This window comes from Sphingomonas prati (assembly GCF_014643515.1).
Classification (GTDB): domain Bacteria; phylum Pseudomonadota; class Alphaproteobacteria; order Sphingomonadales; family Sphingomonadaceae; genus Sphingomonas_R; species Sphingomonas_R prati.
In genome coordinates this window covers 302,286-325,946 of sequence record NZ_BMJP01000002.1, presented here as the reverse complement: position 1 = coordinate 325,946, position 23,661 = coordinate 302,286, and the positions used below count along the sequence as shown (strand labels likewise).

Annotated in this window: 23 protein-coding genes and 1 tRNA gene; 14 read left to right on the top strand and 10 right to left on the bottom strand. The window is 70.5% G+C overall.

The window, feature by feature from the left end; all coding sequences use genetic code 11:
* Nucleotides 1-108: 108 nt before the first annotated feature.
* Genes msrB through IEX50_RS09400 form a run of 4 tightly spaced genes read right to left on the bottom strand, consistent with a single transcriptional unit; the run spans nt 109 to nt 3,383 of the window.
* Nucleotides 109-507, bottom strand: a complete 399-nt coding sequence (gene msrB, locus IEX50_RS09415) for a peptide-methionine (R)-S-oxide reductase MsrB (RefSeq protein WP_076068846.1) — start codon at nt 505-507, stop codon at nt 109-111.
* Between the two features lie 31 nt (nt 508-538).
* On the bottom strand, nt 539-1,603 hold the full coding sequence (locus tag IEX50_RS09410) for an FAD-dependent monooxygenase (protein ID WP_157176728.1): 1,065 nt from the start codon (nt 1,601-1,603) through the stop codon (nt 539-541).
* Nucleotides 1,600-2,292 carry a methyltransferase domain-containing protein gene (locus IEX50_RS09405; protein ID WP_157176729.1) on the bottom strand — a complete coding sequence of 231 codons (693 nt, stop codon included), beginning with the start codon at nt 2,290-2,292 and terminating at the stop codon, nt 1,600-1,602. Before IEX50_RS09405 ends, IEX50_RS09410 begins: the two co-directional genes overlap by 4 nt.
* Complete coding sequence (locus IEX50_RS09400) at nt 2,289-3,383, bottom strand: type III polyketide synthase (protein WP_157176730.1); 1,095 nt, start codon at nt 3,381-3,383, stop codon at nt 2,289-2,291. The genes IEX50_RS09405 and IEX50_RS09400 overlap by 4 nt, the downstream gene beginning before the upstream one ends.
* 112 nt (nt 3,384-3,495) lie before the next feature.
* On the opposite strand from IEX50_RS09400, the gene IEX50_RS09395 reads away from it, so the two are divergent.
* Complete coding sequence (locus IEX50_RS09395; protein WP_157176850.1) at nt 3,496-4,686, top strand: BaiN/RdsA family NAD(P)/FAD-dependent oxidoreductase; 1,191 nt, start codon at nt 3,496-3,498, stop codon at nt 4,684-4,686.
* 35 nt (nt 4,687-4,721) lie between these two features.
* Nucleotides 4,722-6,413, top strand: coding sequence for a DEAD/DEAH box helicase (locus tag IEX50_RS09390; RefSeq protein WP_157176731.1), 1,692 nt, complete (start codon nt 4,722-4,724; stop codon nt 6,411-6,413).
* Nucleotides 6,414-6,606: 193 nt separating this feature from the next.
* Here the strand turns inward: IEX50_RS09390 and IEX50_RS09385 are convergent.
* Nucleotides 6,607-6,692: transfer RNA gene (locus IEX50_RS09385), tRNA-Leu, on the bottom strand.
* Nucleotides 6,693-6,850: 158 nt separating this feature from the next.
* On the opposite strand from IEX50_RS09385, the gene IEX50_RS09380 reads away from it, so the two are divergent.
* Nucleotides 6,851-8,233, top strand: a complete 1,383-nt coding sequence (locus tag IEX50_RS09380) for an MATE family efflux transporter (RefSeq protein ID WP_157176851.1) — start codon at nt 6,851-6,853, stop codon at nt 8,231-8,233.
* Here IEX50_RS09380 and IEX50_RS09375 read toward each other — a convergent pair.
* Nucleotides 8,199-8,966 carry a zinc-ribbon domain-containing protein gene (locus tag IEX50_RS09375; protein WP_157176732.1) on the bottom strand — a complete coding sequence of 256 codons (768 nt, stop codon included), beginning with the start codon at nt 8,964-8,966 and terminating at the stop codon, nt 8,199-8,201. The two genes, IEX50_RS09380 and IEX50_RS09375, sit on opposite strands and share 35 nt — an antisense overlap.
* A 170-nt stretch (nt 8,967-9,136) precedes the next feature.
* Between IEX50_RS09375 and ftsE the strand changes: the two genes are divergently transcribed.
* The 5 genes from ftsE (at nt 9,137) to IEX50_RS09350 (ending at nt 13,323) form a co-directional block, all read left to right on the top strand.
* On the top strand, nt 9,137-9,853 hold the full coding sequence (gene ftsE / locus IEX50_RS09370; RefSeq protein ID WP_157176733.1) for a cell division ATP-binding protein FtsE: 717 nt from the start codon (nt 9,137-9,139) through the stop codon (nt 9,851-9,853).
* A complete protein-coding gene (locus tag IEX50_RS09365; RefSeq protein ID WP_157176734.1) occupies nt 9,850-10,746 on the top strand; it encodes a cell division protein FtsX in 897 nt (298 codons plus the stop codon). Before ftsE ends, IEX50_RS09365 begins: the two co-directional genes overlap by 4 nt.
* Complete coding sequence (locus IEX50_RS09360; protein ID WP_157176735.1) at nt 10,743-11,273, top strand: YdcF family protein; 531 nt, start codon at nt 10,743-10,745, stop codon at nt 11,271-11,273. Before IEX50_RS09365 ends, IEX50_RS09360 begins: the two co-directional genes overlap by 4 nt.
* A gap of 109 nt (nt 11,274-11,382) precedes the next feature.
* On the top strand, nt 11,383-12,081 hold the full coding sequence (locus IEX50_RS09355) for a lysophospholipid acyltransferase family protein (RefSeq protein ID WP_157176736.1): 699 nt from the start codon (nt 11,383-11,385) through the stop codon (nt 12,079-12,081).
* A gap of 69 nt (nt 12,082-12,150) precedes the next feature.
* Nucleotides 12,151-13,323 carry a serine hydrolase domain-containing protein gene (locus IEX50_RS09350; RefSeq protein ID WP_157176737.1) on the top strand — a complete coding sequence of 391 codons (1,173 nt, stop codon included), beginning with the start codon at nt 12,151-12,153 and terminating at the stop codon, nt 13,321-13,323.
* Between the two features lie 172 nt (nt 13,324-13,495).
* Here the strand turns inward: IEX50_RS09350 and IEX50_RS09345 are convergent, their stop codons facing one another.
* From IEX50_RS09345 to IEX50_RS09335, 3 genes are all read right to left on the bottom strand, one after another.
* Nucleotides 13,496-15,451 carry a CocE/NonD family hydrolase gene (locus IEX50_RS09345; RefSeq protein ID WP_157176738.1) on the bottom strand — a complete coding sequence of 652 codons (1,956 nt, stop codon included), beginning with the start codon at nt 15,449-15,451 and terminating at the stop codon, nt 13,496-13,498.
* 109 nt (nt 15,452-15,560) lie between these two features.
* A complete protein-coding gene (locus tag IEX50_RS09340) occupies nt 15,561-16,409 on the bottom strand; it encodes an oxidoreductase (protein ID WP_157176739.1) in 849 nt (282 codons plus the stop codon).
* 32 nt (nt 16,410-16,441) lie between these two features.
* Complete coding sequence (locus IEX50_RS09335) at nt 16,442-16,795, bottom strand: thiol-disulfide oxidoreductase DCC family protein (RefSeq protein ID WP_198350659.1); 354 nt, start codon at nt 16,793-16,795, stop codon at nt 16,442-16,444.
* Nucleotides 16,796-16,877: 82 nt separating this feature from the next.
* On the opposite strand from IEX50_RS09335, the gene IEX50_RS09330 reads away from it, so the two are divergent.
* A complete protein-coding gene (locus tag IEX50_RS09330; RefSeq protein WP_308419290.1) occupies nt 16,878-17,813 on the top strand; it encodes an NAD(P)/FAD-dependent oxidoreductase in 936 nt (311 codons plus the stop codon).
* Between the two features lie 162 nt (nt 17,814-17,975).
* On the opposite strand, the gene IEX50_RS09325 is transcribed toward IEX50_RS09330, so the two are convergent.
* A complete protein-coding gene (locus IEX50_RS09325; RefSeq protein WP_157176741.1) occupies nt 17,976-18,503 on the bottom strand; it encodes a metallophosphoesterase in 528 nt (175 codons plus the stop codon).
* A gap of 105 nt (nt 18,504-18,608) precedes the next feature.
* Here IEX50_RS09325 and IEX50_RS09320 point away from each other — a divergent pair, with 105 nt between their 5' ends.
* From IEX50_RS09320 to IEX50_RS09300, 5 genes are all read left to right on the top strand, one after another.
* Nucleotides 18,609-19,898 carry a cell wall hydrolase gene (locus IEX50_RS09320; protein WP_229673851.1) on the top strand — a complete coding sequence of 430 codons (1,290 nt, stop codon included), beginning with the start codon at nt 18,609-18,611 and terminating at the stop codon, nt 19,896-19,898.
* A gap of 83 nt (nt 19,899-19,981) precedes the next feature.
* The gene (locus tag IEX50_RS09315; protein ID WP_157176854.1) at nt 19,982-20,914 is read left to right on the top strand and encodes an ATP-grasp domain-containing protein; all 933 of its coding nucleotides are present in this window, start codon (nt 19,982-19,984) and stop codon (nt 20,912-20,914) included.
* Complete coding sequence (locus tag IEX50_RS09310) at nt 20,911-21,912, top strand: LLM class flavin-dependent oxidoreductase (RefSeq protein WP_157176742.1); 1,002 nt, start codon at nt 20,911-20,913, stop codon at nt 21,910-21,912. The genes IEX50_RS09315 and IEX50_RS09310 overlap by 4 nt, the downstream gene beginning before the upstream one ends.
* Nucleotides 21,909-22,883, top strand: a complete 975-nt coding sequence (locus tag IEX50_RS09305; protein ID WP_157176743.1) for a methionine ABC transporter ATP-binding protein — start codon at nt 21,909-21,911, stop codon at nt 22,881-22,883. Before IEX50_RS09310 ends, IEX50_RS09305 begins: the two co-directional genes overlap by 4 nt.
* Entirely contained in the window at nt 22,880-23,545 is a 666-nt protein-coding gene (locus IEX50_RS09300) for a methionine ABC transporter permease (protein WP_157176744.1), read from the top strand. The genes IEX50_RS09305 and IEX50_RS09300 overlap by 4 nt, the downstream gene beginning before the upstream one ends.
* Nucleotides 23,546-23,661: the final 116 nt, after the last annotated feature.

The window sequence follows — 23,661 nt, the reverse complement described above, 5'->3', positions numbered from 1 at the left end:
CGGGTTGCGATGGCGCGACAAGCGGGGACCGGCGGGACGGTGGGTAACGGGGGTTGGCCCGTTTGCCCCGACCGGAAGGGTGATCCCGGCTTGCGCCGGGATGGTCGGTCAGTCCTCGCGCGGTTCGAAGGCGAGTGCGGCGGAATTCATGCAGTAGCGCAGGCCGGTTTCGCCGGGGCCGTCGGGGAAGACGTGGCCGAGATGCCCTTCGCAGGCGGCACAGCGGACTTCGGTGCGGACCATGCCGTGGGCGCGGTCGACATGCTCGTCGACGGCGCCGTCTTCGGCGGGGGCGGTGAAGCTGGGCCAGCCGCTGCCGGAGTCATATTTCTGCGCGCTGTCGAACAGCAGGGTGCCGCAGGCGGCGCAATGATACTCGCCGGGTGCCTTGTTATCGTTCAACGGGCCGGTGAAGGCGCGTTCGGTGCCGGCCTGGCGCAGCACCTGATACTGTTCCGGGGAGAGGGTGGCGCGCCACTCGGCGTCGGTTTTCTCGATTTTTTCCATGAGCTAAATTTGGGTAGCGTGCCGTGTTCCGTCAATGGCCGATGCGGGTGGCGCGCGCGGCGATGCGGGCGATACCGGGAAGGGCGGCGAGCAGGCCGGTCATCGGGCCGCGCCAGCGCGGATGTTCTGCCATGTGGCGGATCGTGGAGGCGACGAGCAGCGGGCGGCGCGACCGGGCGGCGAAGTCGCGTTGCCAGGCCTGTGCGCCGGCGGGTCCGGTCTTGAGATAGGCTCTGGCTGCGGACGCGCCGCTGGCGAGGGCGATCGCGACGCCGTCGCCGGCGAGCGAGGCGATGACGGCGGCCTGGTCGCCCAGCCGGAAGAGGTTGGGTTCGGTCTCCCCCGTGCGCCAGCCATAGGGCACGCCGGCGATCGCGACCCAGTCCTGCGCGGTGGCGGCGCGATCGGCGAGCAGCGGAGCGTCGTGGGCGACGTCCGCGAGCAACGCGTCGACGCCGCCGGGGCCGATGCGGTCGGCGCTGGCGGACAGGCAGAAATTGGCGCGGCCGTCCTCCTGCAACAGGATGCCGGCATAGCCGCCGTCGAAGGCGTGCAGTTCGATCATGCCGCTGAGGGCGGCGGTGAGCTTGGGTGAGAGCGGCAGCGCGGTGCGGAAGCCGATCGAGGGGGCCAGGGGCCGCGGGCGGGCGAGGCCGCGCAGGTCGTGCTTGCCGGTGGCGAGGAACAGCGCGTCGCCGGTCGCGGTGTCGCCGTCGCGCAGGCGGAGCGTGGTGCCGGTCGCGTCGCGGATCGTGATGCCGCGATCGATGCGGGCGCCGGCGGTCGTGGCGGCGGCAAGGAGTGCCTCGTCGAGGATGCGGCGCGAGAGGCCGGCGGCGGGGTGGGGGAGCGCGGTTTCGACGATGCGGCCGCCTGCGATCACGCGGACGCGGGTGATGGGGTGTGCCCCGAGTGCGGCGGGATCTATGCCCAGCGCTCGGAGACTGGCGAGCGCGTCCCAGCCGAGGAAGGCGCCGCAGACGACGTCGTGCGCGCCCGTGGTCCGTTCGAGCAGCCGGGGGGCCGCCCCGCCGCGGGCGAGCAGGATCGCGGCGGTTGCACCGGCGGGACCGCCGCCGGCGATCAGCGGGGTCATCGCAACCGTTCCACGCAGAGCCGAAACGGGAAGCGCCGCACGACCTTTGCCGCGGGGCCGATGCCGGCGTCGACGAGGATCGCGTGCCATTCCGCCGGTCGGAAGGCGCGGGCGATCGACAGCCGGCCGTCGGCGCGGACGATCGGGTGCCAGCGCATGACGGTCGCGAGCAGCGGATAGCCGGCATGGGCGAAGGCGTGGCGGTGGAGGTCGTTGACGATCCAGCCGGCGGCGGCTTCGGCCTCCATGAAGCGCAGGAAGGCGCGGAGTTGCGGCGCGGTCATGTGGTGCGCGACGAGGCTGGAGGCGACGATATCGAAACCGCCACCCGCAAGATCCGCATAGTCGCCGGTGCGGTAGTCGATGGTCACGCCGGCGGGTGTCGCGGCGCGGGCGGCGGCGGCGCTGTTGGGGTTGAGGTCGATCCCGACGAGGTCCGCGACGATCCCGCGTTTCGCCGCCCAGCGCGCGATGGCGCGGAGCATGTCGCCCTCGCCATAGCCGACGTCGAGCAGGCGGAAGCGTTTGCGCGTGCCCACGGCGCGGGCGAGAAAATCGAGCGTCGGGCGGCGGGCCATGGTGACGGTGTTGACGGTGGCGAGATCGGCCAGGACGGCGCGGTAGTCCGCTTCGGGCAAGTCGGGCGCGTCCATCGCCTCCTCGGCGGTGCTGCGGGTGGCCAGGCTCATGCGCGGTGGAACCGGAAACCGTCGGCGGCAAGGCCGGGGCCGAACGCAACCGCGAGGCCGTTCCGGGCATCGGGGCGGTCGAGCAGGTCGGCCAGCACGAACATCAGCGTGGCCGACGACATATTGCCGTAGCGTTTCAGCACGGAGCGCGAAGCGTCGAGTGCGTGGGGGTCGAGCCCGAGCGCGCCTTCGACCGCGTCGAGGATCGAGCGGCCGCCGGCGTGGACCGCCCAGGTGTCGATCGCGGCGACCCCGTCGGGGAACAGCCGGTCGCGGAAGGCGGGGTCGGTCAGCGCGCGGCCGATATGGCCGGGGACCTCGCCCGACAGGTGCATCGCAAAGCCGGTGTCGCCGATCGCCCAGCGGATGAGGTGCGCAGTGTCGGGCAGGGTGGCGGCGAACGGGCGTTCGATCGCGAAGCCGGCGGGGTCAGCGGTGACGAGCGCGGCGGCGGCCCCGTCGCCGAATTGCAGCATGGCGAGCAGCGGTTCGAGCTCGCCCGCGGGTTGCAGGTGGAGCGTCGAGAGTTCGACCGTCACCACCAGCACGCGTGCCGCGGGTTCCGACCGGACGATGTGGTGTGCGGTGCGCAGCGCCACGATCGCGGCGTAGCAGCCCATGAAGCCGACGAGCGTGCGTTCGACCGCGGGATCGAGCCCGAGCCGGTCGGCCAGGATCTGGTCGAGCCCCGGGGCCATGAAGCCGGTGCAGCTGGCCACGACCAGATGGGTGATCGCGTCTAGCGGGGTCTGCTCGGCCAGCGCTGCGATCGCGGCGAGCGCGAGCGGCGGGGCGGCATCGGCATAGATCGCCATGCGCGCCGACGTCGGCGGCAGCGGATCGACCGCGTAGAAGCCGCCGTTCGCGACCGGTGATCCGCCGGTGGGGGTGGGGGGCAGCACCGACCAGCGTGCCGCGATGCCCGCGCGCTGGTCCATCCGGCGGAACAGTGCGGCCGCGCGACGGTCGCCGGCCCCAATTCCTCCCGGCGCCTCAAGGCGTGCCGCGGCCCAGTCGACGAAGGCGCGGTGGATGTCGTGGGACGGGACGGCGGTGCCGATCGCGTGGATATGGGCGGTGGACGGCGGCACGCGGGCTCCCGGTTGGACAACAGTGGATGCTAATACGGATCGCGCGGGCTGTCGGTTCAAATATGCAGCGCGGATGTGGACATTCGGTCCCGGACGGGGGCAGTGCGGGGCGATGGAACAGGCGGCCGCAACCGAACACTATGACGCGATCGTGCTGGGCGCGGGGGCGGCCGGCATGATGGCGGCGCTGACCGCGGGGCAGCGCGGGCGGCGGGTGGTGGTGATCGACCATGCCGATGCGCCGGGGAAGAAGATCCTGATCTCCGGCGGCGGGCGGTGCAATTTCACCAATATCGGCACGGTGCCCGACCGGTTCGTGTCGAAGAATCCGCATTTCGCGAAGTCCGCGCTGGGGCGCTACACGGCCGCGGACTTCATCGCGCTGGTCGATCGGCACGGCATCGCGTGGCACGAAAAGACGTTGGGGCAGCTGTTCTGCGACGGCAAGGCGCATCAGATCGTCGACATGCTGGCGTACGAGATGCGTGCGGGCGGCGTGGAGCTGCGGCTGGGGCACCGGATCGAGTCTGTGACGCGCGACGGCGAGTATGTCGTAATCGCGAACGGGACTCGGTTCACGGCGGCGTCGCTTGTGGTGGCGACGGGCGGCCCGGCGATCCCGCAGATCGGGGCGACCGGCTATGCCTACGACCTGGCGCGGCAGTTCGGGTGCAAGGTGGTCGAGCCGCGGCCGGCGCTGGTGCCGCTGACTCTCGGTGGCGATGCGCTGGCGTTTCGCGGGCTGGCGGGGGTCGCGCTCGATACGGTGGCGAAGTGCGGGAAGGCGGCGTTCCGCGAGGCGTCGCTGCTGACGCACAAGGGGCTGTCCGGGCCGGCGATCCTGCAGATCTCGTCCTATTGGCGGCACGGCGACAGCGTGGCGATCGACCTGTTGCCCGAACGCGATGCGACGGCGGCGCTGCTGGAGGCGAAGCGGATGCGGCCGCGGACCGAGCTGCGCCGCGTGCTGGCGGACCTGCTGCCCGATCGGCTGGCCGGCGTGGTCGCGGACGCGCTGGCGATGCCGGGCAACATGGCAGACCAGCCCAATGCGAAGCTGGAGGCGGCGGGGCGGCGGCTGAATGGCTGGGACTTCACGCCGAACGGGACCGAGGGGTTCGCCAAGGCGGAGGTGACGGTGGGCGGGGTCGATACGGCCGGGATGTCGTCGCGCACGATGGAGGCGAAGGCCGCGCCGGGCCTGTATTTCGTGGGCGAGGCGGTCGACGTGACGGGCTGGCTGGGCGGGTATAATTTCCAGTGGGCGTGGGCGAGTGGATGGAGCGCGGGTTTGGTGCTATAGGGCGCGATTACTCCCTTACCCGATCCGGATAATCTATGCCTTTTTCCCAACTGCCCCCCTTGCTGGCGGCGGCGTTGACCGAACGCGGTTACGAAACGCCCACCGCCGTACAGTCCGCCGTGCTGGAGCCCGACGCCGTCGGCCGCGACCTTCTTGTGTCCGCCCAGACCGGTTCCGGCAAGACGATCGCGTTCGGCTTGGCGTTCGCCGCCGAGCTTCTGCAGGGGGAAGAGCGGTTCGGTTATGCCGAGAAGCCATTGGCGCTGGTCGTGGCCCCGACGCGCGAGCTGGCGTTGCAGGTCGAGCGTGAGCTGAAGTGGCTGTATCTGCAGACCGGCGCGCGGGTCGCGTCGTGCGTCGGCGGCATGAACGTGCGGCAGGAGCAGCGCAATCTGGCGCAGGGCGCGCATATCGTGGTCGGGACGCCGGGCCGGCTGCGCGACCATCTCGAGCGTGGCAGCCTGGTGCTCGACGGCCTGCGTGCCGTGGTGCTGGACGAAGCCGACGAGATGCTGGACCTTGGGTTTCGCGACGATATCGAGCAGATCCTCGACACGACGCCGGACAGCCGCCGCACTTTGCTGTTCTCCGCCACGCTGCCGCGGCCGATCGTCGATCTGGCGCGCCGCTACCAGAAGAACGGCCACCGTATCGAGACGATGGCGCGCGGCGAATCGCATGCCGACATCGACTATATTGCGATGACCGTCGCACCGGCCGACATCGAACATGCCGTCGTGAACGTGCTGCGCTACCAGGAAGCGCCCGGCGCGCTGGTGTTCTGCGCCACGCGCGACAATGTGCGCCGCATGCACGCCAGCCTGGTGGAGCGCGGCTTTGCAGCCGTGGCGCTGTCGGGCGAGCTGTCGCAGTCGGAACGCAGCCATGCTTTGCAGGCGCTGCGCGATGGCCGGGCGCGGGTGTGCGTCGCCACCGACGTCGCCGCGCGCGGCATCGATCTGCCCGGGCTCGAACTCGTGATCCACGCCGAACTGCCGGTGGGTGCCGATACGTTGCAGCACCGTTCGGGTCGTACCGGCCGCGCCGGGAACAAGGGCGTCTGCGTAATGATCGTCCCGTTCCCGCGCAGGCGCCGGGCCGAGGGCATGATGCGGACCGCCAACATCCGCCCACGGTGGGAGAAGGCGCCGACCGCGGACATGATCCGCGAGAAGGATCACGAGCGGCTGGTCGAGACGATCCAGCCGGGTGCCGCGGCCGAGGACGATCTGGCGGTCGCACGCGCGCTGCTCGAGAAGCATCCGGCCGAGGATATCGCGGCGGCGCTGGTGCGGTCGTACCGTGCCCGCCTGCCCGAGCCGGAGGACATGTTCGCCGACAGTGATCAGCAGGTCGCGCAGCGCATGGAAGGCCCGCGCCAGGGGTTCGAGGACACGATCTGGTTCCGGATGGACGTCGGCCGCCGCGGCAATGCCGATGCGCGCTGGCTGCTGCCGCTGCTGTGCCGTCGCGGGCACATCACCAAGAGCGAGATCGGCGCGATCCGGATCGGTGATTCGGAGACCGTGTTCGAGGTCCGCCGCGAGGTGGCCGAGCGTTTCGCCGAAGCGCTGCGCCGGACCGCGGGCGGCGAGGACGATGTCTCGATCGAACCGCTGGGCGATCGCCCGCCGCCGCAGCAGACCCGCGTGCGGCGCGGTCCGCCGCCGGCGCGTGGCAACGGTGCGCCGAAGTATCAGCCGAAGCCGTATCGCGGTCGGAGCTGATTACTGCCCTTAGCCCCTCTCCTTTAGGGGAGGGGTTAGGGTGGGGCTGAGCGCTTCAAGCCTACGACGTTGCGGGTGAGGTGCTGCTGCCCCCACCCCATCCCCTCCCCTGAAGGAGAGGGGCTTAGAAACCGAAGAGCCCCAGACACAGAAAAGCCGGACTGGGGTGATCCCCGGCCCGGCTTTTCTATGATGGTGCGGTCAAGAAGACTCGAACTTCCACGTCCTTTCGGACACAACGACCTCAACGTTGCGCGTCTACCATTTCGCCATGACCGCACATCAGGGACCTTGCCACGGCGAACCGCGACATTGGTAGGCGGCGGTCTCTAGCAGCGGTGTCGGCCGATCGCAACCGCCTTTGGCCGGTGACCCTTTCCGATGCGACCGGACGCGTGACGCGGGGCGGGGGAGGCTGTACCGAGCGCGGCGTGAGGATGTTTCCGACAGCTTGGCAGGACGAGGCCAGAGCGCTGACCGCGCTGGCGTGGCCGGTGGCGCTGGGCAGCCTCAACTGGACGTTGATGCACCTGATCGACGTCGCGGTCGTCGGCCGCGCGGGGGTGGACGAGTTGGCGGCATTGGCCGCAAGCAGAAGCGTCACGTTCGTCATGATCGTGATGGGGCTGGCCGCGCTGGTCGGCGTGCTGGTGTTCACCGCGCGGGCGGACGGGGCGCGCGATCCGGCGCAGACCGGCGGCTGTCTGCGCGTCGGGCTGATCTATGCGGTGCTGCTCGGCGCGCTGCTGGGCGGGACATTGTGGCTGGAGGGCGAGGCGATGCTGCGCGCGGCGGGCGTGGCGCCCGCGCTGGTGCCGGAGGGCGGCGCGGTGGTGCGCGCGATGGCGGCGGCGATGCCCGCGCAGCTGATCCTGATCGCGACGGGATATTTCCTGGAGGGGATCAGCCGCCCAGGGCGCGTGACGGTGGTGAACTTGATCATGCTGCCCGCCAATGCGGTGCTGGCCTGGGCGTGGGTCGGCGGACATGCGGGCCTGCCGGCGCTGGGCGCGGTGGGCGCGGCGCATGCGACCGCGACGGTGTCGGCGCTGGGCGCGGTCGCGTTGCTGGGGGCGACCTGGACCGTGTCGGATGCCGGGCCGCGGCGGATTCGCGACCTGTCCGTGGCGGCCTGGACCGCGGCGTTGCGCGATGTGCCGCAGGTCGCGCGGTTCGGCGTGGTGCCGGCGCTGACGTCGGCGCTGGAGCTGATCGGTTTCGCCTGGCTGATCGTGCTGTCGACGCGGCTGGGCGATGTGGCAGCGGCGGGGTTTCAGGCCATGTTCTCGCTCCACAATCTGGCGTTTGCGACGGCGCTGGGGTTCGGATCGGCGGCGGGCGTGCGGGTCGGGAACGCGGTCGGGGCGGGCGAGCCGGAGCAGGCGGTGCCGCGCACGCTGATCGCGGTCGCGCTGGCGGCGCTGGCGATGGGCGGGATGGGTGCGATCCTGTGGCTGACCGCGGACTGGATCGTGCCGCCGCTGTCCGCGCCCGACCCGGCGGCGATCCGGATGGGGATCGTGCTGGTCGCGACGCTGGCGCCGTTCATGCTGTTCGACGGGATTCAGCTGGTGCTGGTCTATGCGCTTAGGTCGCTGGGCGATCAGGTGGCGGCCGGGGTGAACGGCGTGGTGGCCTATTTCGGGGTGACCGGCGGGCTCGGCTGGTGGCTGTACGTCGCGGGCTGGGGCGCGCCGGGGCTGGCGCTGGCGTGCGGCGGCGGGATGGTGGCGGCCGCCGCGTTGCAGGGCGCGCGGTTCGCGGTGATCGCGCGGCGGCTGGGGCTCAGTTCGCGATCGGTTCCGCCAGACGCAAGCTGACGTCGGCCGATCCCTTCGGCACATCGACCGCGGCGCTGTCGAAATCGACGCTGGCGCCGGGTTGCAGCGTGCGGGCGGGCCGCGTGATCGTCCAGCTATAGACCGTGCGGCGCGACGCATCGCGCAGTTCGGCGCGGATGTCGGGCACCGGCTGGACCGTGTCGGTCGGGTTGATCACGACGCCGCTGACCTCCAGCAGTTCGTTGCCGCTTTCCATCACGCGCCGTTCCTGGCGCAGCGATTTGACGTAGAGTTTCTGCGTGCTGCCGGTGGCGAGCCCCACGCGGCCGGCCATGTCGCCGGGGACGAGCACGAGCAGCGCCGCGATCGCCGCGATCAGCAGGACACCGACCAGCACCGCGATCAGCGTCCAGAGCTTGGCCGGGTTGCGGCGCGGGCGGAACGGCGGGGCGTGCGCGAACGGGTCGATCCCGCTGCGCGCGGCGAGGTCCTCCTCGCCGTAGACGCGGCGTGGGTGATCGGCGGTCGGGGTCGGCGTGGGTGCGGCAACCGGCGGCGGTGCGACCGGGGCGGGCTGTGCGGCGACCGGGGCCGGAGTCGGCGCGGGTGTGGCGGCAACGGTCGGCAGCGGTTCCGTGGCCAGAACCGTGGCGGGGGCCGATTCGAACCAGCTGTGGCGGCAGGCGGCACAGCGGACCTGGCGGCCCGTGGTGCCGATCGCCGTGTCCGGGACCAGATATCGGGTGGAACAGGCGGGGCAGATGAGGATCATCGGTTTCCGGACGGTCTGGCAACGGGGCGGGGGGTCTCCGGATCGATAAAGCACCTTGTCCGCATCGCGGCAAGCGGCGCGGCGCGATGGTGCGGTCGGTGGTCGCTCAAGACCCGCCGGCTTGCGGAGCGGACCCGCGCCATGCCAAGGCGGACGCGGAAGGGAGGGCCATGGGCAGCATCGTCCGGTTCGAGAATGTCGGCCTGCGCTACGGCTCGGATGGAGGATCGGATGGCGAGACGCTGTCCGACCTGAACTTCGCGCTTGCGCCGGGGGCCTTCTATTTCCTGACCGGCGCGTCCGGCGCGGGCAAGACGTCGCTGCTGCGGCTCCTCTATCTGGCACAACGGCCGACGCGCGGCGTGATCCAGCTGTTCGACGAGGATGTCGTCACGGTGCCGCGCGAACGGTTGCCCGGGTTTCGCCGGCGGATCGGCGTGGTTTTCCAGGATTTCCGGCTGATCCCGTATCTGTCGGTGTACGACAATGTCGCACTCCCGCTGCGCGTGGCGGGGGTCGAGGAACGCGACCTGGATGCGCCGGTGCGCGAGATGCTGGCTTGGGTCGGGCTGGCGTCGCGATCGGATGCGCTGCCCGCGACATTGTCGGGCGGGGAGCAGCAGCGCGTGGCGATCGCGCGTGCGGTGATCGGGCGGCCGGAGATTCTGGTCGCGGACGAGCCGACCGGGAACGTCGATCCGGAGATGGCCGGGCGGCTGCTCCATCTGTTCGATGCGCTCAACCGGCTGGGCACGACGATCGTCGTCGCGACGCACGACATCCATCTGCTGTCGCGCGTGTCGAATGCGCAGACGTTGCGGCTGGAGGCGGGGCGGCTGTCCGATCCGACCGGCGCGCTGCGTTATCCGCCGCGGACCGGCGCATGAAGCGGCTGCTCGCGCTGTTCCCCTCCGTGCGCGCGGCCGACCGGCGGTTGCTGCGCGAGGGGCGGCTGTCCGGGCCGATGCCGTGGGTGCTGGCGATCATGCTGTTCCTGACGACGCTGGCCGCGGCGGGCGGGCTGGCGCTGAGCCAGGCGGCGCGCGAGATCGGCGGCGACCTGGCCAACCGCGCGACCGTGCAAATCGTGCAGGCCGATGCGGCGGCGCGCGAACGGCAGGCGGCGGCGACGCTGGAGGTGCTGCGCCGCGACCCCGCGGTGACGAGCGCCGACCGGGTGGGTGCGGCCGAAATGGCGACGCTGCTGGAGCCCTGGCTGGGCGCGCAGGGGACGGACGACCTGCCGCTGCCGGTACTGATCGACGTCGGGCTGGCGCGGGCGGATGCGGTGCCGGCGCTGGCGGCGGGGTTGCGGACGGTCGCACCCGATGCGGGGATCGATGACCACCGTGCGGCGCTGGCCCCGGTGTCGCGCCTGATCGGCACGTTGCGCTGGCTGGCGCTGGCGATCGTGCTGCTGATGGTGGGGGCGACCGGGTTCGTGGTGGTGCTGGCCGCGGCGTCGGCGCTCGATACGCATCGCGGGACGATCGATGTGCTGCACCTGCTGGGCGCGACCGATATTCAGGTCGCGCGGCTGTTCCAGCGGCGGATCGCGCTCGACGCGCTGTTCGCCGGGCTGATCGGGCTGGGGGCGGGCGTGGCAGTGCTGGCGCTGCTCGGGCGGCAGCTGGCGGGGCTGGGGTCCGAACTGGTCGGGTCGGTGTCGCTGCCGTTCTGGAGCGGGGGCGTGCTGGTCGCGTTGCCGCTGGCGACGACGTTGCTGGCGGCGGCAACGGCGCGCTGGACGGTGGTGCGCGCGCTGGGGCGGCTGCTGTGATCGTCCGGCTGGGATCGCTGGTGCTGGTGGTGTGGGCGCTGGGGTTCGTGTGGTTCACGGTCGCGTTGCCCGGGCCGGGGCCGGACCTGCGCACCGACGGGATCGTGGTGGTGACCGGCGGGCCGGGGCGGATCCAGCGTGGGGTCGCGTTGATGGAGGCCAAGCAGGCGCGGCGGATGCTGATTTCGGGCGTCGACCGGCGCGTGCGGCCGCGCGATCTGGTGGCGGAATATGGCGTGCCGCGCCGGCTGATCGCGTGCTGCATCGACCTGGGCGACGAATCGGTCGATACGCGCAGCAATGCGGACGAGACCGCGGCCTGGGTGGCGCGGAACCGGTACAAGTCGGTGCGGCTGGTGACGACCGACTGGCACATGGCGCGCGCGCGGTTCGAGCTGCGGCGCGTGCTGGGTGACGGGGTTGCGGTGGTGCCGGACGGAGTGCGGAGCGAGCCGAGTTTCGTGGTGCTGATGACCGAATATACGAAGTATCTGCTGCGGCGCGTGGCGGCGCCGTTCGGGTATTGATGCGCCTGTTCCCCGGCGCAGGCCGGGGCCTTGGGTGGCGGCGTTTCACCTAGGCCCCGGCCTGCGCCGGGGAACGAACCTGGTTTGATTTGAGAGAGACTTTCGACCCATGGCCCTGATCCGATCGATCCTGTTCGCGCTGTTCTTCTATCCGGGGTCCGTCGGGGCGGTGACGCTTGCGCTGATCGTGGCGCCGCTGGGGACTGCGCCGGTGCTGAAGGTCAGTCTCGGCTGGGCCTATTGGCACCGCTGGTGCGCGCGGTGGCTGCTCGGCATCCGGATCCGCGTGGAGGGGGTGATCCCGCAGGAGCCCGCGCTGGTGGCGGCCAAGCACGAGTCGATGTTCGAGACGCTGGAGCTGATCATCCTCCTGCCCGACCCGGCGGTGGTGGTGAAGCAGGAGCTGACCGAAATCTTCGGCTGGGGCCGCGCGGCGCGGGCACACGGGGTGATCCCGGTCGACCGCGAAGGCTCGGCGACCGCGCTGCGCATCATGATGCGCGCGGCCAAGGCGGCGGTGGCGGCGGGTCGGTCGATCGTGATCTTCCCGGAAGGAACGCGGACGGCACCGGGCACGCGCGCGCCGCTGCGGCCGGGGTTCGCGGGATTGTACCGCACGCTCGGGTTGCCGGTCGTGCCGGTGGCCTTGGACAGCGGGCGGGTTTATCCCAAGGGGTTCGTGAAGCATTCTGGCACGGTGACGTTCCGGTTCGGGCCGCCGATCGTGCCGGGGCTGAAGCGTGAGGCGATCGAGACGCAGGTGCTGGACGCGATCAACGCGCTGAACGGGCCGGTGCGGCCGGCGTAGCCCCGGTCGACGCGCGGGCCTGGGACGTTTTGCCAATGGCGGGCGATCGGTGGATGGGGCACCAACGCGGTGACGATCGATCGGCTTTGGGGGCGTGCCGTGAACCAGGGTGGCGGGATGCGGTGGGCGGTCGCGGCGGCCTGCTGCGCGAGCGGAGCACTGGCGGCTGAACCGGTCGCCAGTCCCGCCCGGGTGCCGGATCGGCAGGTGGCAATGAACCGAGTCATGGCGGTGGCGGCGAGCGCGGGCTTGGCCGGGGAGATCGTGCTGGCCGACCGCGACGGGCCGATCCTCGATCGGGTGCGCGGTGCGGCCGACCGGGAACGCGGCCGGGCGCACCGGGTGGGCGACCGCTGGCTCTGGGCGTCGGTGACCAAGCAGGTGGTGGCCGTGCTGGTGATGCAGCAGGTCGAGGCCGGGACGCTGGCGCTGGACGGGACGATCCGGCGCTATCTACCCGACTGGCCGGGGGCGGCGGGGGACCGGATCACGGTGCGGCAGCTGTTGCAGCACCAGTCGGGTCTGCCGAACCCGAACGAGACGCCACCGAATGCGGACGAGGTGCCGGCATTCTATCTGGAAACCGGTGCGCGGATCGGGGACCGGGGGCGGGCTTATGGAATTTGCGCGGGCAGCGGGAAGCCCGCGGGGGCCGGGTTTTCATACAATAATTGCGATTATCTGGTTCTGGCGGCGATCCTGGAGCGGGTGAGCGGGAAATCGTTCGCGGCGCTGGTGGCGGAGCGGATCGCGCGGCCGCTCGGGTTGCGGACGTTGCGGATGGCGGGTGATCGCGTGCCTTGGGGTGGGGCGGCGGCGATCGGGTACACGGCGGGGGGCAAGCGCTATCCGGCGATCAATGTGGCTACCTATGGCGCCGCCGGGGGGCTGACCGGGTCCGCGCGGGATCTGGCGGCGTTCGATCGGGCGCTGATTGCGGGGACTTTGCTGTCGGCGGAAAGCCGGGCGGTGTTGTGGCGGGGTGATCCGAAGCTGGGATACCAGGCGCTGGGGGTGTGGTCGTTTCGGGCGCCGCTGGCCGGTTGTGCGGGGCCGGTGACGTTGATCGAGCGGCGCGGGGATGTGGCGGGGACGCAGGTGCGTAACGTCATTGCGCCGGCGCTGGGGCGGTCGGTTGCGGTCTTTACGAATGACGACAGCGTCGATTTTGGGGAGATCTGGCAGGGGAAGGGGTTGTCCCATGCCTTGCTGTCTGCCGCGTTCTGCCCGCCTGTGGGGTGAGGGTGTTCGGAGCGTTGCGCGGAGTTCTCGACAGGCTCGAACGGAACGGGGTGGGGTGTGATGTTTGCGGGGTTTCCGCTGGCCTTCGAGCGTAGCTTGGAGGGCCTGTCGGCTTCTCGGCTGCGCTCGAAGGGTCCCTCGACTTCGCTCGGGATGGACGGGGTGGGAGGCGTTACTTAACCACGGGAAGCGCGATGTAGCTGGCCTGCGAGGGCGCGTGGTAGACGCGTTGCGTGGCCTTCACATAGTCGGCGGGCTTGGCGTCCAGGATGTTGGGGACGAAGGTCTGCGGGTTGCGGTCGTAGAGCGGGAACCAGCTGGACTGGACCTGCACCATGATGCGGTGGCCGGGCAGGAAGACGTGGTCCGCGTCGGGCAGCGTGATGGCGTAGGGCACGACCTGGCCCGCCGGGACGGGCGTCGCCTTCGACGGGTCGTCGCGGTAGCGGGCGCGCAGGACGTCCATTGCGACGGCGAGCTGGTAGCCGCCCATCTCCGGCTTGTCGGGGACGAGATCGGGGTAGACGTCGATCAGCTTCACCACCCAGTCGCTGTCGGTGCCGCTGGTCGAGGCGAACAGGTGGGCGATCGCCTGGCCTGCGATCTTCACCGGCGCGGTCAGGACGGGGGTGGAGTAGGTCAGCACGTCCGACCGGCCGGCGGCGAACCGCTGATCGTCGACCAGCCATTGCCGCCAGGTGGAGCCCGTCGCCCAGGGCGAGATGTTCGGGCGCTGACGATAGGTGACCGGCTTGGCCGGGTCGGAGATATATTCGTCGTAGGCCGCGGCGGTCGCGGCGGGCGCGGTGCCGAGCGTCAGGCCGCTGTTCGCGGTCAGATACATCGGCGTCATGCCGGTGGCGCAGCCGGTGGTGCAGGCGAGCGGCCAGTCTGCGTGGCGGGTCCAGCGGTTGGTGCCGGTCTCGTACGCGGTGACGGGCGCGATGTCGGCGGCGGGCGCGCCTTCCTTCAGCTTGCTGTCGAGGAACGGGATCATCACGTCGCGGCGGAACGCCTTGCCGGTGTCCGACCCGAATTCGATCGCGCCGAGCCGCGTGGCGTCGCCATTGCCCTGACCGTGGTGCCACGGCCCGAGCACGAGGTGGGCGTTGCCGTTTGACCGTGCCTTCGTCGCGGCAAAAGCGGCGGGCGCGCCGTAGATATCCTCCTGATCCCACAGGCTGTCGACGAACAGCGTGGGGACGGTGAGCGGTGCCTTGGCGAGCAGCTTGTCGACCGCCTGTTCCTGCCAGAAGGCGTCATAGGCCGGATGCTGGAGGATGCGGTTCCAGAAGGGAAGCTGCTCCATCTTCATCGCGCGGCCGTAGGCGGCGGGCGAGCCGTAGGCCATGAACGTGTCATAATCGTCGTAGCGCGTGCTGTACCATTCGAGGTCGGACCCCTTGGTCGCGGTCTGCTTGTAGACGTAGCTCATCATTTCCTGGCGGAAGGCGCCGTTGTGGAACCAGTCGTCGCCCTTCCACACATCGACCATCGGGTTGATCGGGACGGACGCCTTCAATGCCGGGTGCGGGTTGATGAGGCTCATCAGCGCGGTGAAGCCGTCATAGCTGGTGCCGATCGTGCCGACCCGGCCGTTCGATTCGGGGACGTGCTTCACCAGCCAGTCGATCGTGTCGTAGGCGTCGGTCGCGTGATCGACCTTGGTCGGGTTGAGCGGACCCCGCAACGGGCGGTTCATGACATAGTCGCCGCCCGACCCGTCCTTGCCGCGGACGTCCTGCCCGACGATGATGTAGCCGGCGCGCGCCAGTTCGGCATAGGCGGGCGACAGATTCTGTTCGATCAGCGGACCACCGCCGCCACGGGCGAGCATCCGGTCCGCATCATAAGGCGTGCGATCGAGCATGATCGGGCCGCGCTTGACCGCGTTGGGGACGAGGATGACGGTGTGCAGCTTCACCCCGTCGCGCATCGGGATCATGACGGTGCGCTTCACATAATCGTAGCCGGTGCGGACCGGCACGAACGTCTTGGGCACATCGCCGCCGGGCGGGATCGCCGCGACCGTAGCAACCTTCGACTCGATCTGCGCAGCGGCGGCGGGGGCGAGTGCGGTGCCGAGCAGCAGGGCGGCGGCGACGAGGTCGAACGATTTGAAGCGCATGTGGGGCGGGTCCTCGCGGTCCGGTCAGGGCAAGCGCCCAAGGAACTACAAAGACCCGTCACTGTCCAACGATAACGCCCGCGGCCGGTGAGGGCAGCGGGTGGGCCGGTCACGCCTCCGGGAAGTCGGCGGCGAGCGCGGTGTCGCGGGCGGCCTCGATCTCCGCGAGGCGCTCATGCAGAGCCTTCACGACCGCGTCATAGCCCCATTTGCCGAGCACGAGGTGGCGGGGGGCGTCCGCCTGTTCGGTCAGCGCGATCATCGCGTCGGCGGCGCGGACCGGGTCGCCGGCCTGCGTGCCGCTGATGCCCGCGGTGTTCGTCATGCGTGCGCCGGCGGTTTCGGCATAGTCGACGATGACGTTGGGCGTCTGCTTCAGCGAGCGGCCGGCCCAGTCGGTGCGGAACGGGCCGGGTTCGACGCAGGTGACGGCGATGCCGAGCGGCGCGACCTCGGTCCGCAGCGCGTCCGAGAAGCCTTCGACCGCGTGCTTGGAGGCGGCGTAGTAGCCCGAGCCCGGGAAGCCGACCATGCCGGCGACCGACGTGATGTTGATGATGTGGCCGGCGTGGCGGATGCGCATGCCGGGCAGGACGGCGCGGGTGAGTGCGAACAGGCCGAAGACGTTGGCGTCGAACTGCGCGCGGATCTCGACGTCGTCGCCCTCCTCGATCGCGGCCTGGTAGCCGTAGCCGGCGTTATTCACGAGCACGTCGATGCGGCCGAAGCGATCCTCCGCAGCGGCGACGGCGGCGGTAACTTCGTTGCCGATCGTGACGTCGAGCGACAGGCCGAGCGCGCGGTTCGGATCGATCGCGACGATGTCGGCGACGCGGTCCGCATCGCGCGCAGTGGCGACGACGCGCCAGCCCTTGGCCAGCACGGCCTCCGCCAGCGCGCGGCCGAACCCGGTGGAACAGCCGGAAATGAACCAGACGGGGGTTTCTGCTGCGGTCATGGGGGTGTTCCGATCATGATGTGGGGGGAGGGTCAGCCGCGACGGCGGGCGAGCGCCTGTAACTTCGGCCGAACGCGCAGGAAGCGGATGTAGCCGCGTTCGAGCAGCGCCAGGACGCGCGGGTTGCGTGCGGCCAGACCGAGCGGGCGGAGCAGCGGGATGGCGCGCCACATCGCGGCGAAGGCGGCGGCACCGGACAGCAGGACGCCGTCTTCCCGCGCGTGGAAGCGCGCGAGCAAGGCGCCGCGATCGATGGGGCAGGACGTGTCATCCGACGTCGCGTCGACGAAATGGATCGCGCGGGCGCGGTCCAGCCGGCGCATCAGCGCGATTTCGCGCAGACAGAGCGGGCAACCGCCATCGAACCAGACCGTCAGTGTCGTCATGCCCTTCATATGGCGCGCGGGCGCCGCTATGCCAGCGGGGACAGCAGGAAAAGCCCGGGCGCGACCCTGGGCGTGAGAGGGCATGAGCATGCGGGTGGCGATCATCGGGGCCGGGATGGCGGGGCTGTCCTGTGCGGAGCGGCTGGTGGCGGGCGGGCACCAGGTGACGCTGTTCGACAAGGGGCGCGGGCCGGGCGGGCGGATGGCGACGCGGCGACTGGACACGCCGCTGGGCCAGGTGACGTGCGACATGGGCGCGCAATATTTCACGTTGCGCGATCCGGATTTCGCGGCGCGGGTGGCGCATTGGGAGGCGACCGGCGTCGTAGCGCGCTGGCCCGCGATGGGGGACGATGCGTGGGTCGGTACGCCGGCGATGAACGCGCCGCTGCGCGCGATGGCGGATGCGGGCGACGTGCGCTGGGGCACGCGGATCGATGCGATCGCGTGGCGCGTGGATGGCTGGGACCTGCAGGCGGGCGATGCGGTGCATGGCGGGTTCGAGGCTGTCGTGATCGCGGTGCCGGCGGAGCAGGTTCCGGCGCTGGTCGAGCCGTGGGTGCCGGCCTTTGCGGCGCAGGCGCGGGCGACGCCGTCGCTGCCGTGCTGGACGGTGCTGGCGGTATTTGATGCGGTGCTGCCGATCGGCGATGCGCCGGTGCGGCGGGCGGGGATCATCGACTTTGCCGCGCGGGGTGCGTCGAAGCCGGGGCGGGGTGAGGTCGAGGCCTGGACGGTGCATGCGACGGCGGACTGGTCGGCGGTACATTTGGAGGATGAGGCGGGGGAAGTGCAGGCGGCCGTGCTGGCGGCGCTTGGCGAGGTGGCGGGGGTGGCGTTGCCGGCGCCGGTGGTGGCAACCGCGCATCGCTGGCGGTTTGCGCGGTCGGGGGCCGTGGGGTGCGAGGCGTTGTGGGACCGCGCGACCGGGATCGGGGTGTGTGGGGATTGGTTGAGCGGGCCTCGGGTTGAGAGCGCCTGGGTTTCGGGGCGGCGGTTGGCGGAGGTGTTAGGGTAGCGTTGTAGTTCCCCGGCGGAAGCCGGGGGCTAGACGGCAGCGTTTCACCTAGGCCCCGGCCTTCGCCGGGGAACAGGATCGGTCACCAAGCGGCCCTGGGTCGTATCCCCGCGGAGGCGGGGATCCAGCTTCTTCGTTTTTGCTGTCGTTTTAGGGTTCGAGCTAGACCCCCGCGTCCGCGGGGGTACGGGTGGGGCGTGAGGGGCGGTTCGCGCGGAGCTCCGCCAGTGTCACCGGGCGGAACCCCTGCGCGTCGACGCCGACGTCATATTGGCGGGGCAAGGGTTTGAGTTTGCCGTGGCTGTGGCCGTGGAGGTTGAGCGTGCCGCGGTGTTGGCCGTTCCAGCTGCGGAACGGGTAGTGGCAGGCGACGATCGCGGTGCCGTCGATGTCGAGTTCGATGTAGTCGCGGGCGGACTCCCAGCCCGCGAGGTCGGCGATGGCCGGGGCGTCGTTGTTGCCGCGGAGCAGGTGCTTGCGGCCGTTGAGCTGAGCGAGGAGTGGGGCGACGTCCGAGAGCCGGCGCGCGACGTCGCCGAGGTGCCAGACCTCGTCGTCCGGGCCGACCGCGGCGTTCCAGGCGGCGATCAGCGCGGCATCCATGTCCGCCACGCCCGGAAACGGGCGGCGGTGGATATTGAGCGTGCGGTGGTCGCCGAAATGGGTATCGGCGGTGAAGAAGATCGCCATGAGCGGAGAGCGTTTCGCGACGGCTGCCGTTCCGTCGCGTGACGGCGACGGCACGAACCGGGCGGCGGGACGTTGCCGCCGCGACTGATGAGGAAACGACCAAGCGTGCCACTGCCGAAGACCCTGCCGAAAATTCACCTGACCGACGAGCAGCGCCGCCGTGCGATCTTTGCAGGCTGCGTGGTTGCGCTGCTGGCGCTGGCGATCCTGATGGGGATCGGGGTGGGCACCGGCGGGCCGGGGCCGCGTGCGGCGTCGCGCGCAGCGGGCGGGCAGGCGGGTCTGCGGGCGGGCGACGGGCGTGCGGCGGTGGTGGTGCCGCCGATTCCGAAGCCGGCGGTCGAGCCGCTGGAGCTGATCCAGCTGACTCCCGACCGCGCGCGGCTGATCAACTCGATGGTGCCGTTCGTGCCCGGCCCGGTGCGACCCGCGCCGCCGTTCAAGTTCGCGGGCAGCCCGGTGGACCGGATCGCGGCCACCGCGTGCCTGGCGACCGCGGTCTATTACGAGGCGGGCGACGATCCGGTGGGGCAGCGATCGGTGGCGCAGGTGGTGCTGAATCGCGTGCTCCACCCGGCCTATCCCAAGACGGTGTGCGGCGTGGTGTTCCAGGGCAGCGAGCGGCACACGGGGTGCCAGTTCAGCTTCACCTGCGACGGTTCGATGGCGGCGCGGCGGCCGTCCGACGTGGCGTGGAAGCGCGCCGAGGACGTGGCGGCCAAGGCACTGGCCGGGGATGTCGACAAGTCCGTGGGCTATGCGACCCATTATCACACCGACTGGGTCGTGCCGTACTGGAGCGTGACGCTGGACAAGCTGTCGCGCGTGAAGACGCATCTGTTCTTCCGCTGGCGCGGCTATTGGGGGACGCCGGGTGCGTTCCACGGGCGCTATGCCGGGGGCGAGGCGGTCGATCCGCGTGTGCCGGGTGCAGCCGCACTGGCGACCGCGGCGGGCGTGCCGGTGCTGCCGACGATGACCGAAGGACTGACCACGTTCGGCGTGCCGGCGATGCCGTCGGACGAGACGGTGTATCTCGAGAAGCGCCCGACGGTGACGTTGCCGGGCGTGCCGACGGCGGCGTTGAAGGGGCATGTGCTGCGCCTCGGGACGCCGGGCGGCACGGATTATGCGCTGGAGCTTTCGCCCGGTGCACCCGCCGACGGATATCCCGCGGTGGCGCAGGCGGTGTGTCGCGACCTGCCGGCGTGTACGGTGGGCGGCTGGCTGGACCCGGACCGTGTGGCGGATTCGGTGCCGTTCAAGCTGTCCGCGCTGCGCACCGCGACGTTCCTGTTCCACCGCCGGCCGGGGGAGCCGGCGGGGCGGAGCCACTGGAACTGCCGGCAGGTACCGCGTGCGGACAAGACGCAGTGCCTGCCGGGGACGGAATGAGCCCGGACGCGCAAACCGGCGGTTCGCGGCGGTCAAGCGAGACTGGCTTTGCCGCGCGGACGGGCGGCGGCTACAGCGGCGTGATGCCTGATATTACCATCGTTTATGAACATCCCGCCTGGTTCCTGCCGCTGTTCGCGGGGCTGGAGGCGCGTGGCATTTCGTTCGACGCGGTGCATGCCGATGGGCTGGTGTTCGATCCGGCCGATATGCGGCCGCCCGCGCCGGTGGTATTCAACCGGATCGCGATGTCGAGCTTCCTGCGCGCGCCGGAGCATCCGATCTTCTTTGCGCAGGCGCTGATGGCGCAGTGGCGCGCGGCCGGTGCGCGGGTGGTGAACGGTGCGGACGTGTTGGCCATCGATGCGAACAAGGCGCGGCAGCTGGCGCTGATCGCGAGGCTCGGCCTCGCCATTCCGGCGACGCGGGTGGTGCACCGCGCGGCCGATCTGGTCGCGGCGGCGGCGATGCTGCGCTTTCCGGTGGTGGTGAAGGCCAATATCGGCGGGTCGGGCGCGGGGATCGTGCGGTACGACAGCGCGGACGAGCTTGCCGCCGCGGTGGCGGACGGGACCGCGCCGAACAGCATCGACCGCGTGCTGATGGTGCAGGAATATGTGCCCGTGCGGGGCGGCGCGATCACGCGGATCGAGACGCTGGGCGGCAAATATCTCTATGCGATCGACGTGGATGGCGGCGGCGGGTTCGACCTGTGCCCGGCTGACGTCTGCCTGACCGCGCCGGGCAAGGCGGCGGTGTCGGTGGTGCAGGCGCATCCCGCGCCCGAACTGATCGCGGCGGCGGAGCGGATCGCGGCGGCGGCGGGGATGGATGTCGGTGGGGTCGAGGTGATGATCGACGACCGCGACGGGACGCCACGGTTTTACGACGTCAACGCGCTGTCCAATTTCGTGGCGGATCCGGTGGCGGTGATCGGGTTCGATCCGCACGACCGGCTGATCGACTGGCTGGCGGACCGCATCGTGGAGGCGCAGGCTGAAGGATTTGGGGCGTGAGATACGGGTATTGGATGCCGGTGTTCGGCGGCTGGCTGCGCAATGTCGACGACGAGCGGCCGGCGAGCTGGGACTATGCGCGCGACCTGGCGGTGCGGGCCGAGCAAATCGGGTACGACCTGACGCTAATCGCCGAGCTGAACCTGAACGATATTAAGGGCGTGGACCAGCCGGCGCTGGATGCATGGTCGACCGCGGCGGCGATCGCGGCGGTGACCAAGACCCAGGAGATCATGGTCGCGGTGCGGCCGAATTTCCACCAGCCGGCTCTGTTCGCCAAGGCGGCGGCCAATGTCGACCGGATTTCGGGCGGGCGGTTGTCCCTGAACGTCGTGTCGTCCTGGTGGGCGGACGAGGCCAAGCAATATGGCCTGCAGTTCGACGCGCATGACGACCGCTATGCGCGCACGTCGGAATGGCTGGACGTGGTGAAGGGGTTGTGGACCGAGGAGCGGTTCAGTTTTTCCGGGCGTTTCTATACGACCGACCAGGCGATCTGTTCTCCGAAGCCCGCGAAGATGCCGACGCTGTATGCCGGCGGCGAGAGCGATGCGGCCAAGGCGATGATCGCCGGGCAGTGTAGCGCCTATGTGATGCACGGCGATCCGGTGGACGCGGTGGCGCCCAAGATCGTCGACATGAAGCGGCGCGCGAACGGGCGGCCCATGACGTTCGGGATGGCGGCCTATGCCATCGTGCGCGACAGCGAGGCGGAAGCGCAGCGCGAGCTGGACCGGATCACGACGGTGCGCGACCTGCCCGCCGGGTACGATAATTTCGACCAGTGGCTGTCGGGGACGCAGCTGGAACGCGAGTTGAAGCTGCGCGAATATGCGGTGTCGAACCGCGGGCTGCGGCCGAACCTGGTCGGGACGCCGGAACAGCTGAAGCAGCGGATCGCGGATTATGAAGGCGTGGGGCTCGACCTGCTGTTGCTCCAGATGAGCCCGCAGGCCGAGGAGATGGAGCGGTTCGCGGCGCAGGTGATCCAGGGATGATCCGTCTCGACGGTGTGACGAAGCGGTTCGCGGGCGGCGCGGTGGCGCTGGACGATGTCGCGCTGGACGTGGCGCGGGGCGAGGTGTTCGGCATCATCGGCCGGTCGGGTGCGGGCAAGTCGACGCTGATCCGGATGCTGAACGGGCTGGAGCGGCCCTCCGCCGGGCAGGTGCTGGTCGACGGCGCCGACGTCGCGACGCTGGACGATGCCGCGTTACGCACGTTGCGCCGGCGGGTGGGGATGATCTTCCAGCAGTTCGGGCTGCTCGGGTCGCGGACGGTGGCGGACAATGTCGCGTTTCCGTTAAAAGTGGCGGGTATGGGCGCGGGTGACCGGGCCGCGCGGGTGGCGGAGTTGCTGGCGCGGGTCGGCTTGAGCGATCATGGCGCGAAATATCCAGCGCAGCTGTCGGGTGGGCAGAAGCAGCGCGTGGGGATCGCGCGCGCGCTGGCGACCGGGCCGGACATATTGCTGTGCGACGAGGCGACGAGTGCGCTCGACCCCGAGACGACGCGCGACGTGCTGGCGCTGATCGCCGACCTGAACCGCGACCTGGGGCTGACGATCGTGCTGATCACGCATGAGATGGACGTGGTGCGGCAGGTTTGCGACCGGGTCGCAGTGCTGCATGCCGGACGCGTGGTGGAACAGGGTGCTGTGGCCGATATCTTCCTCGACCCGCAGGCGGCGGAGACGCGCGCTTTGCTGGCCGAGGCTGGCGAGCAGGTTACGGCGGACTTTGCCGAGTTTGCCGGGCGGGTCGTGCGCTGGACCTGTCATGGCGACACGATCGGGCAGCCAGTGCTGACGATGGTGGCGCGGGAGACGGGGGCGGACTTCGCCATTCTGGACGGGCGGATCGGGCGGTTGCGCGACGAGCGTTACGGGCAACTGACGCTGGGCCTGTCGGGTGGCGACACCGATGCGGCGATCGCGGCGCTCGGCCGGTACGGGCGGGTCAGCGCATGAGCGGCTGGTTTGCGGATATCGTGTGGGCGGACATCGCGCAGGCGTGCCTCGATACGCTGGCGATGCTTGGCGGGTCGCTGGTGTTGACGATCCTGTTCGGGTTGCCGTTGGGGATCGCGCTGTTCCTGACGTCGCCGGGGCAGGTGTGGGCGAACCGGCTGGGCAATGGCGCGCTGGCGCTGGCGGTCAATCTGCTGCGGTCGGTGCCGTTCATCATCCTGCTGATCGTGATGATCCCGGCGACGGTGCTGCTGGTCGGCACATCGCTGGGGGTGGCGGGCGCGATCCCGCCGCTGGTGGTGGGGGCGGCGCCGTTCTTCGCGCGGCTGGTCGAGACCGCGCTGCGTGGGGTCGACCGCAACACGGTGGAGGCGGTGCAGGCGATGGGCGCCACGACGCGCGACCTGGTGTGGCGCGCGCTGCTGCCCGAGGCGATGCCGGGGATCGTGGCGGCGGCGACGGTGACCGCGGTGGCGCTGGTGTCGTTCACCGCGATGGCGGGCGTGGTGGGGGCGGGTGGCCTCGGCGACCTCGCGATCCGGTTCGGGTATCAGCGGTTCCAGACCGACGTGATGGTGGTGACGGTGGCGCTGTTGCTGCTGCTGGTGCAGGGGATCCAGATGCTGGGCGACCGGCTGGTGCGGCGGCTGGTGCGGGGCTAGGTTACTATCCCACCCGTTTGGTTCGAGCTTGTCGAGAACTCAGCGCAGGGTTCTCGACAGGCTCGAACTGAACGGCGGTGGGGTGTGAGGCCGGTTCTCGACAGGCTCGAACCAAA

Bases quoted from the DNA above. Each gene is read 5' to 3' on its own strand.
- IEX50_RS09325 (WP_157176741.1), bottom strand. From the start codon at position 18,503: ATGGCGATCTTCTTCACCGCCGATACCCATTTCGGCGACCACCGCACG.
- IEX50_RS09395 (WP_157176850.1), top strand. From the start codon at position 3,496: ATGGAACAGGCGGCCGCAACCGAACACTATGACGCGATCGTGCTGGGC.
- IEX50_RS09355 (WP_157176736.1), top strand. From the start codon at position 11,383: ATGGCCCTGATCCGATCGATCCTGTTCGCGCTGTTCTTCTATCCGGGG.
- IEX50_RS09305 (WP_157176743.1), top strand. From the start codon at position 21,909: ATGATCCGTCTCGACGGTGTGACGAAGCGGTTCGCGGGCGGCGCGGTG.
- IEX50_RS09390 (WP_157176731.1), top strand. From the start codon at position 4,722: ATGCCTTTTTCCCAACTGCCCCCCTTGCTGGCGGCGGCGTTGACCGAA.
- IEX50_RS09410 (WP_157176728.1), bottom strand. From the start codon at position 1,603: ATGACCCCGCTGATCGCCGGCGGCGGTCCCGCCGGTGCAACCGCCGCG.
- IEX50_RS09380 (WP_157176851.1), top strand. From the start codon at position 6,851: ATGTTTCCGACAGCTTGGCAGGACGAGGCCAGAGCGCTGACCGCGCTG.
- IEX50_RS09405 (WP_157176729.1), bottom strand. From the start codon at position 2,292: ATGAGCCTGGCCACCCGCAGCACCGCCGAGGAGGCGATGGACGCGCCC.
- IEX50_RS09315 (WP_157176854.1), top strand. From the start codon at position 19,982: ATGCCTGATATTACCATCGTTTATGAACATCCCGCCTGGTTCCTGCCG.
- msrB (WP_076068846.1), bottom strand. From the start codon at position 507: ATGGAAAAAATCGAGAAAACCGACGCCGAGTGGCGCGCCACCCTCTCC.
- IEX50_RS09365 (WP_157176734.1), top strand. From the start codon at position 9,850: ATGAAGCGGCTGCTCGCGCTGTTCCCCTCCGTGCGCGCGGCCGACCGG.
- IEX50_RS09330 (WP_308419290.1), top strand. From the start codon at position 16,878: ATGAGCATGCGGGTGGCGATCATCGGGGCCGGGATGGCGGGGCTGTCC.
- IEX50_RS09340 (WP_157176739.1), bottom strand. From the start codon at position 16,409: ATGACCGCAGCAGAAACCCCCGTCTGGTTCATTTCCGGCTGTTCCACC.
- ftsE (WP_157176733.1), top strand. From the start codon at position 9,137: ATGGGCAGCATCGTCCGGTTCGAGAATGTCGGCCTGCGCTACGGCTCG.
- IEX50_RS09335 (WP_198350659.1), bottom strand. From the start codon at position 16,795: ATGACGACACTGACGGTCTGGTTCGATGGCGGTTGCCCGCTCTGTCTG.
- IEX50_RS09300 (WP_157176744.1), top strand. From the start codon at position 22,880: ATGAGCGGCTGGTTTGCGGATATCGTGTGGGCGGACATCGCGCAGGCG.
- IEX50_RS09345 (WP_157176738.1), bottom strand. From the start codon at position 15,451: ATGCGCTTCAAATCGTTCGACCTCGTCGCCGCCGCCCTGCTGCTCGGC.
- IEX50_RS09375 (WP_157176732.1), bottom strand. From the start codon at position 8,966: ATGATCCTCATCTGCCCCGCCTGTTCCACCCGATATCTGGTCCCGGAC.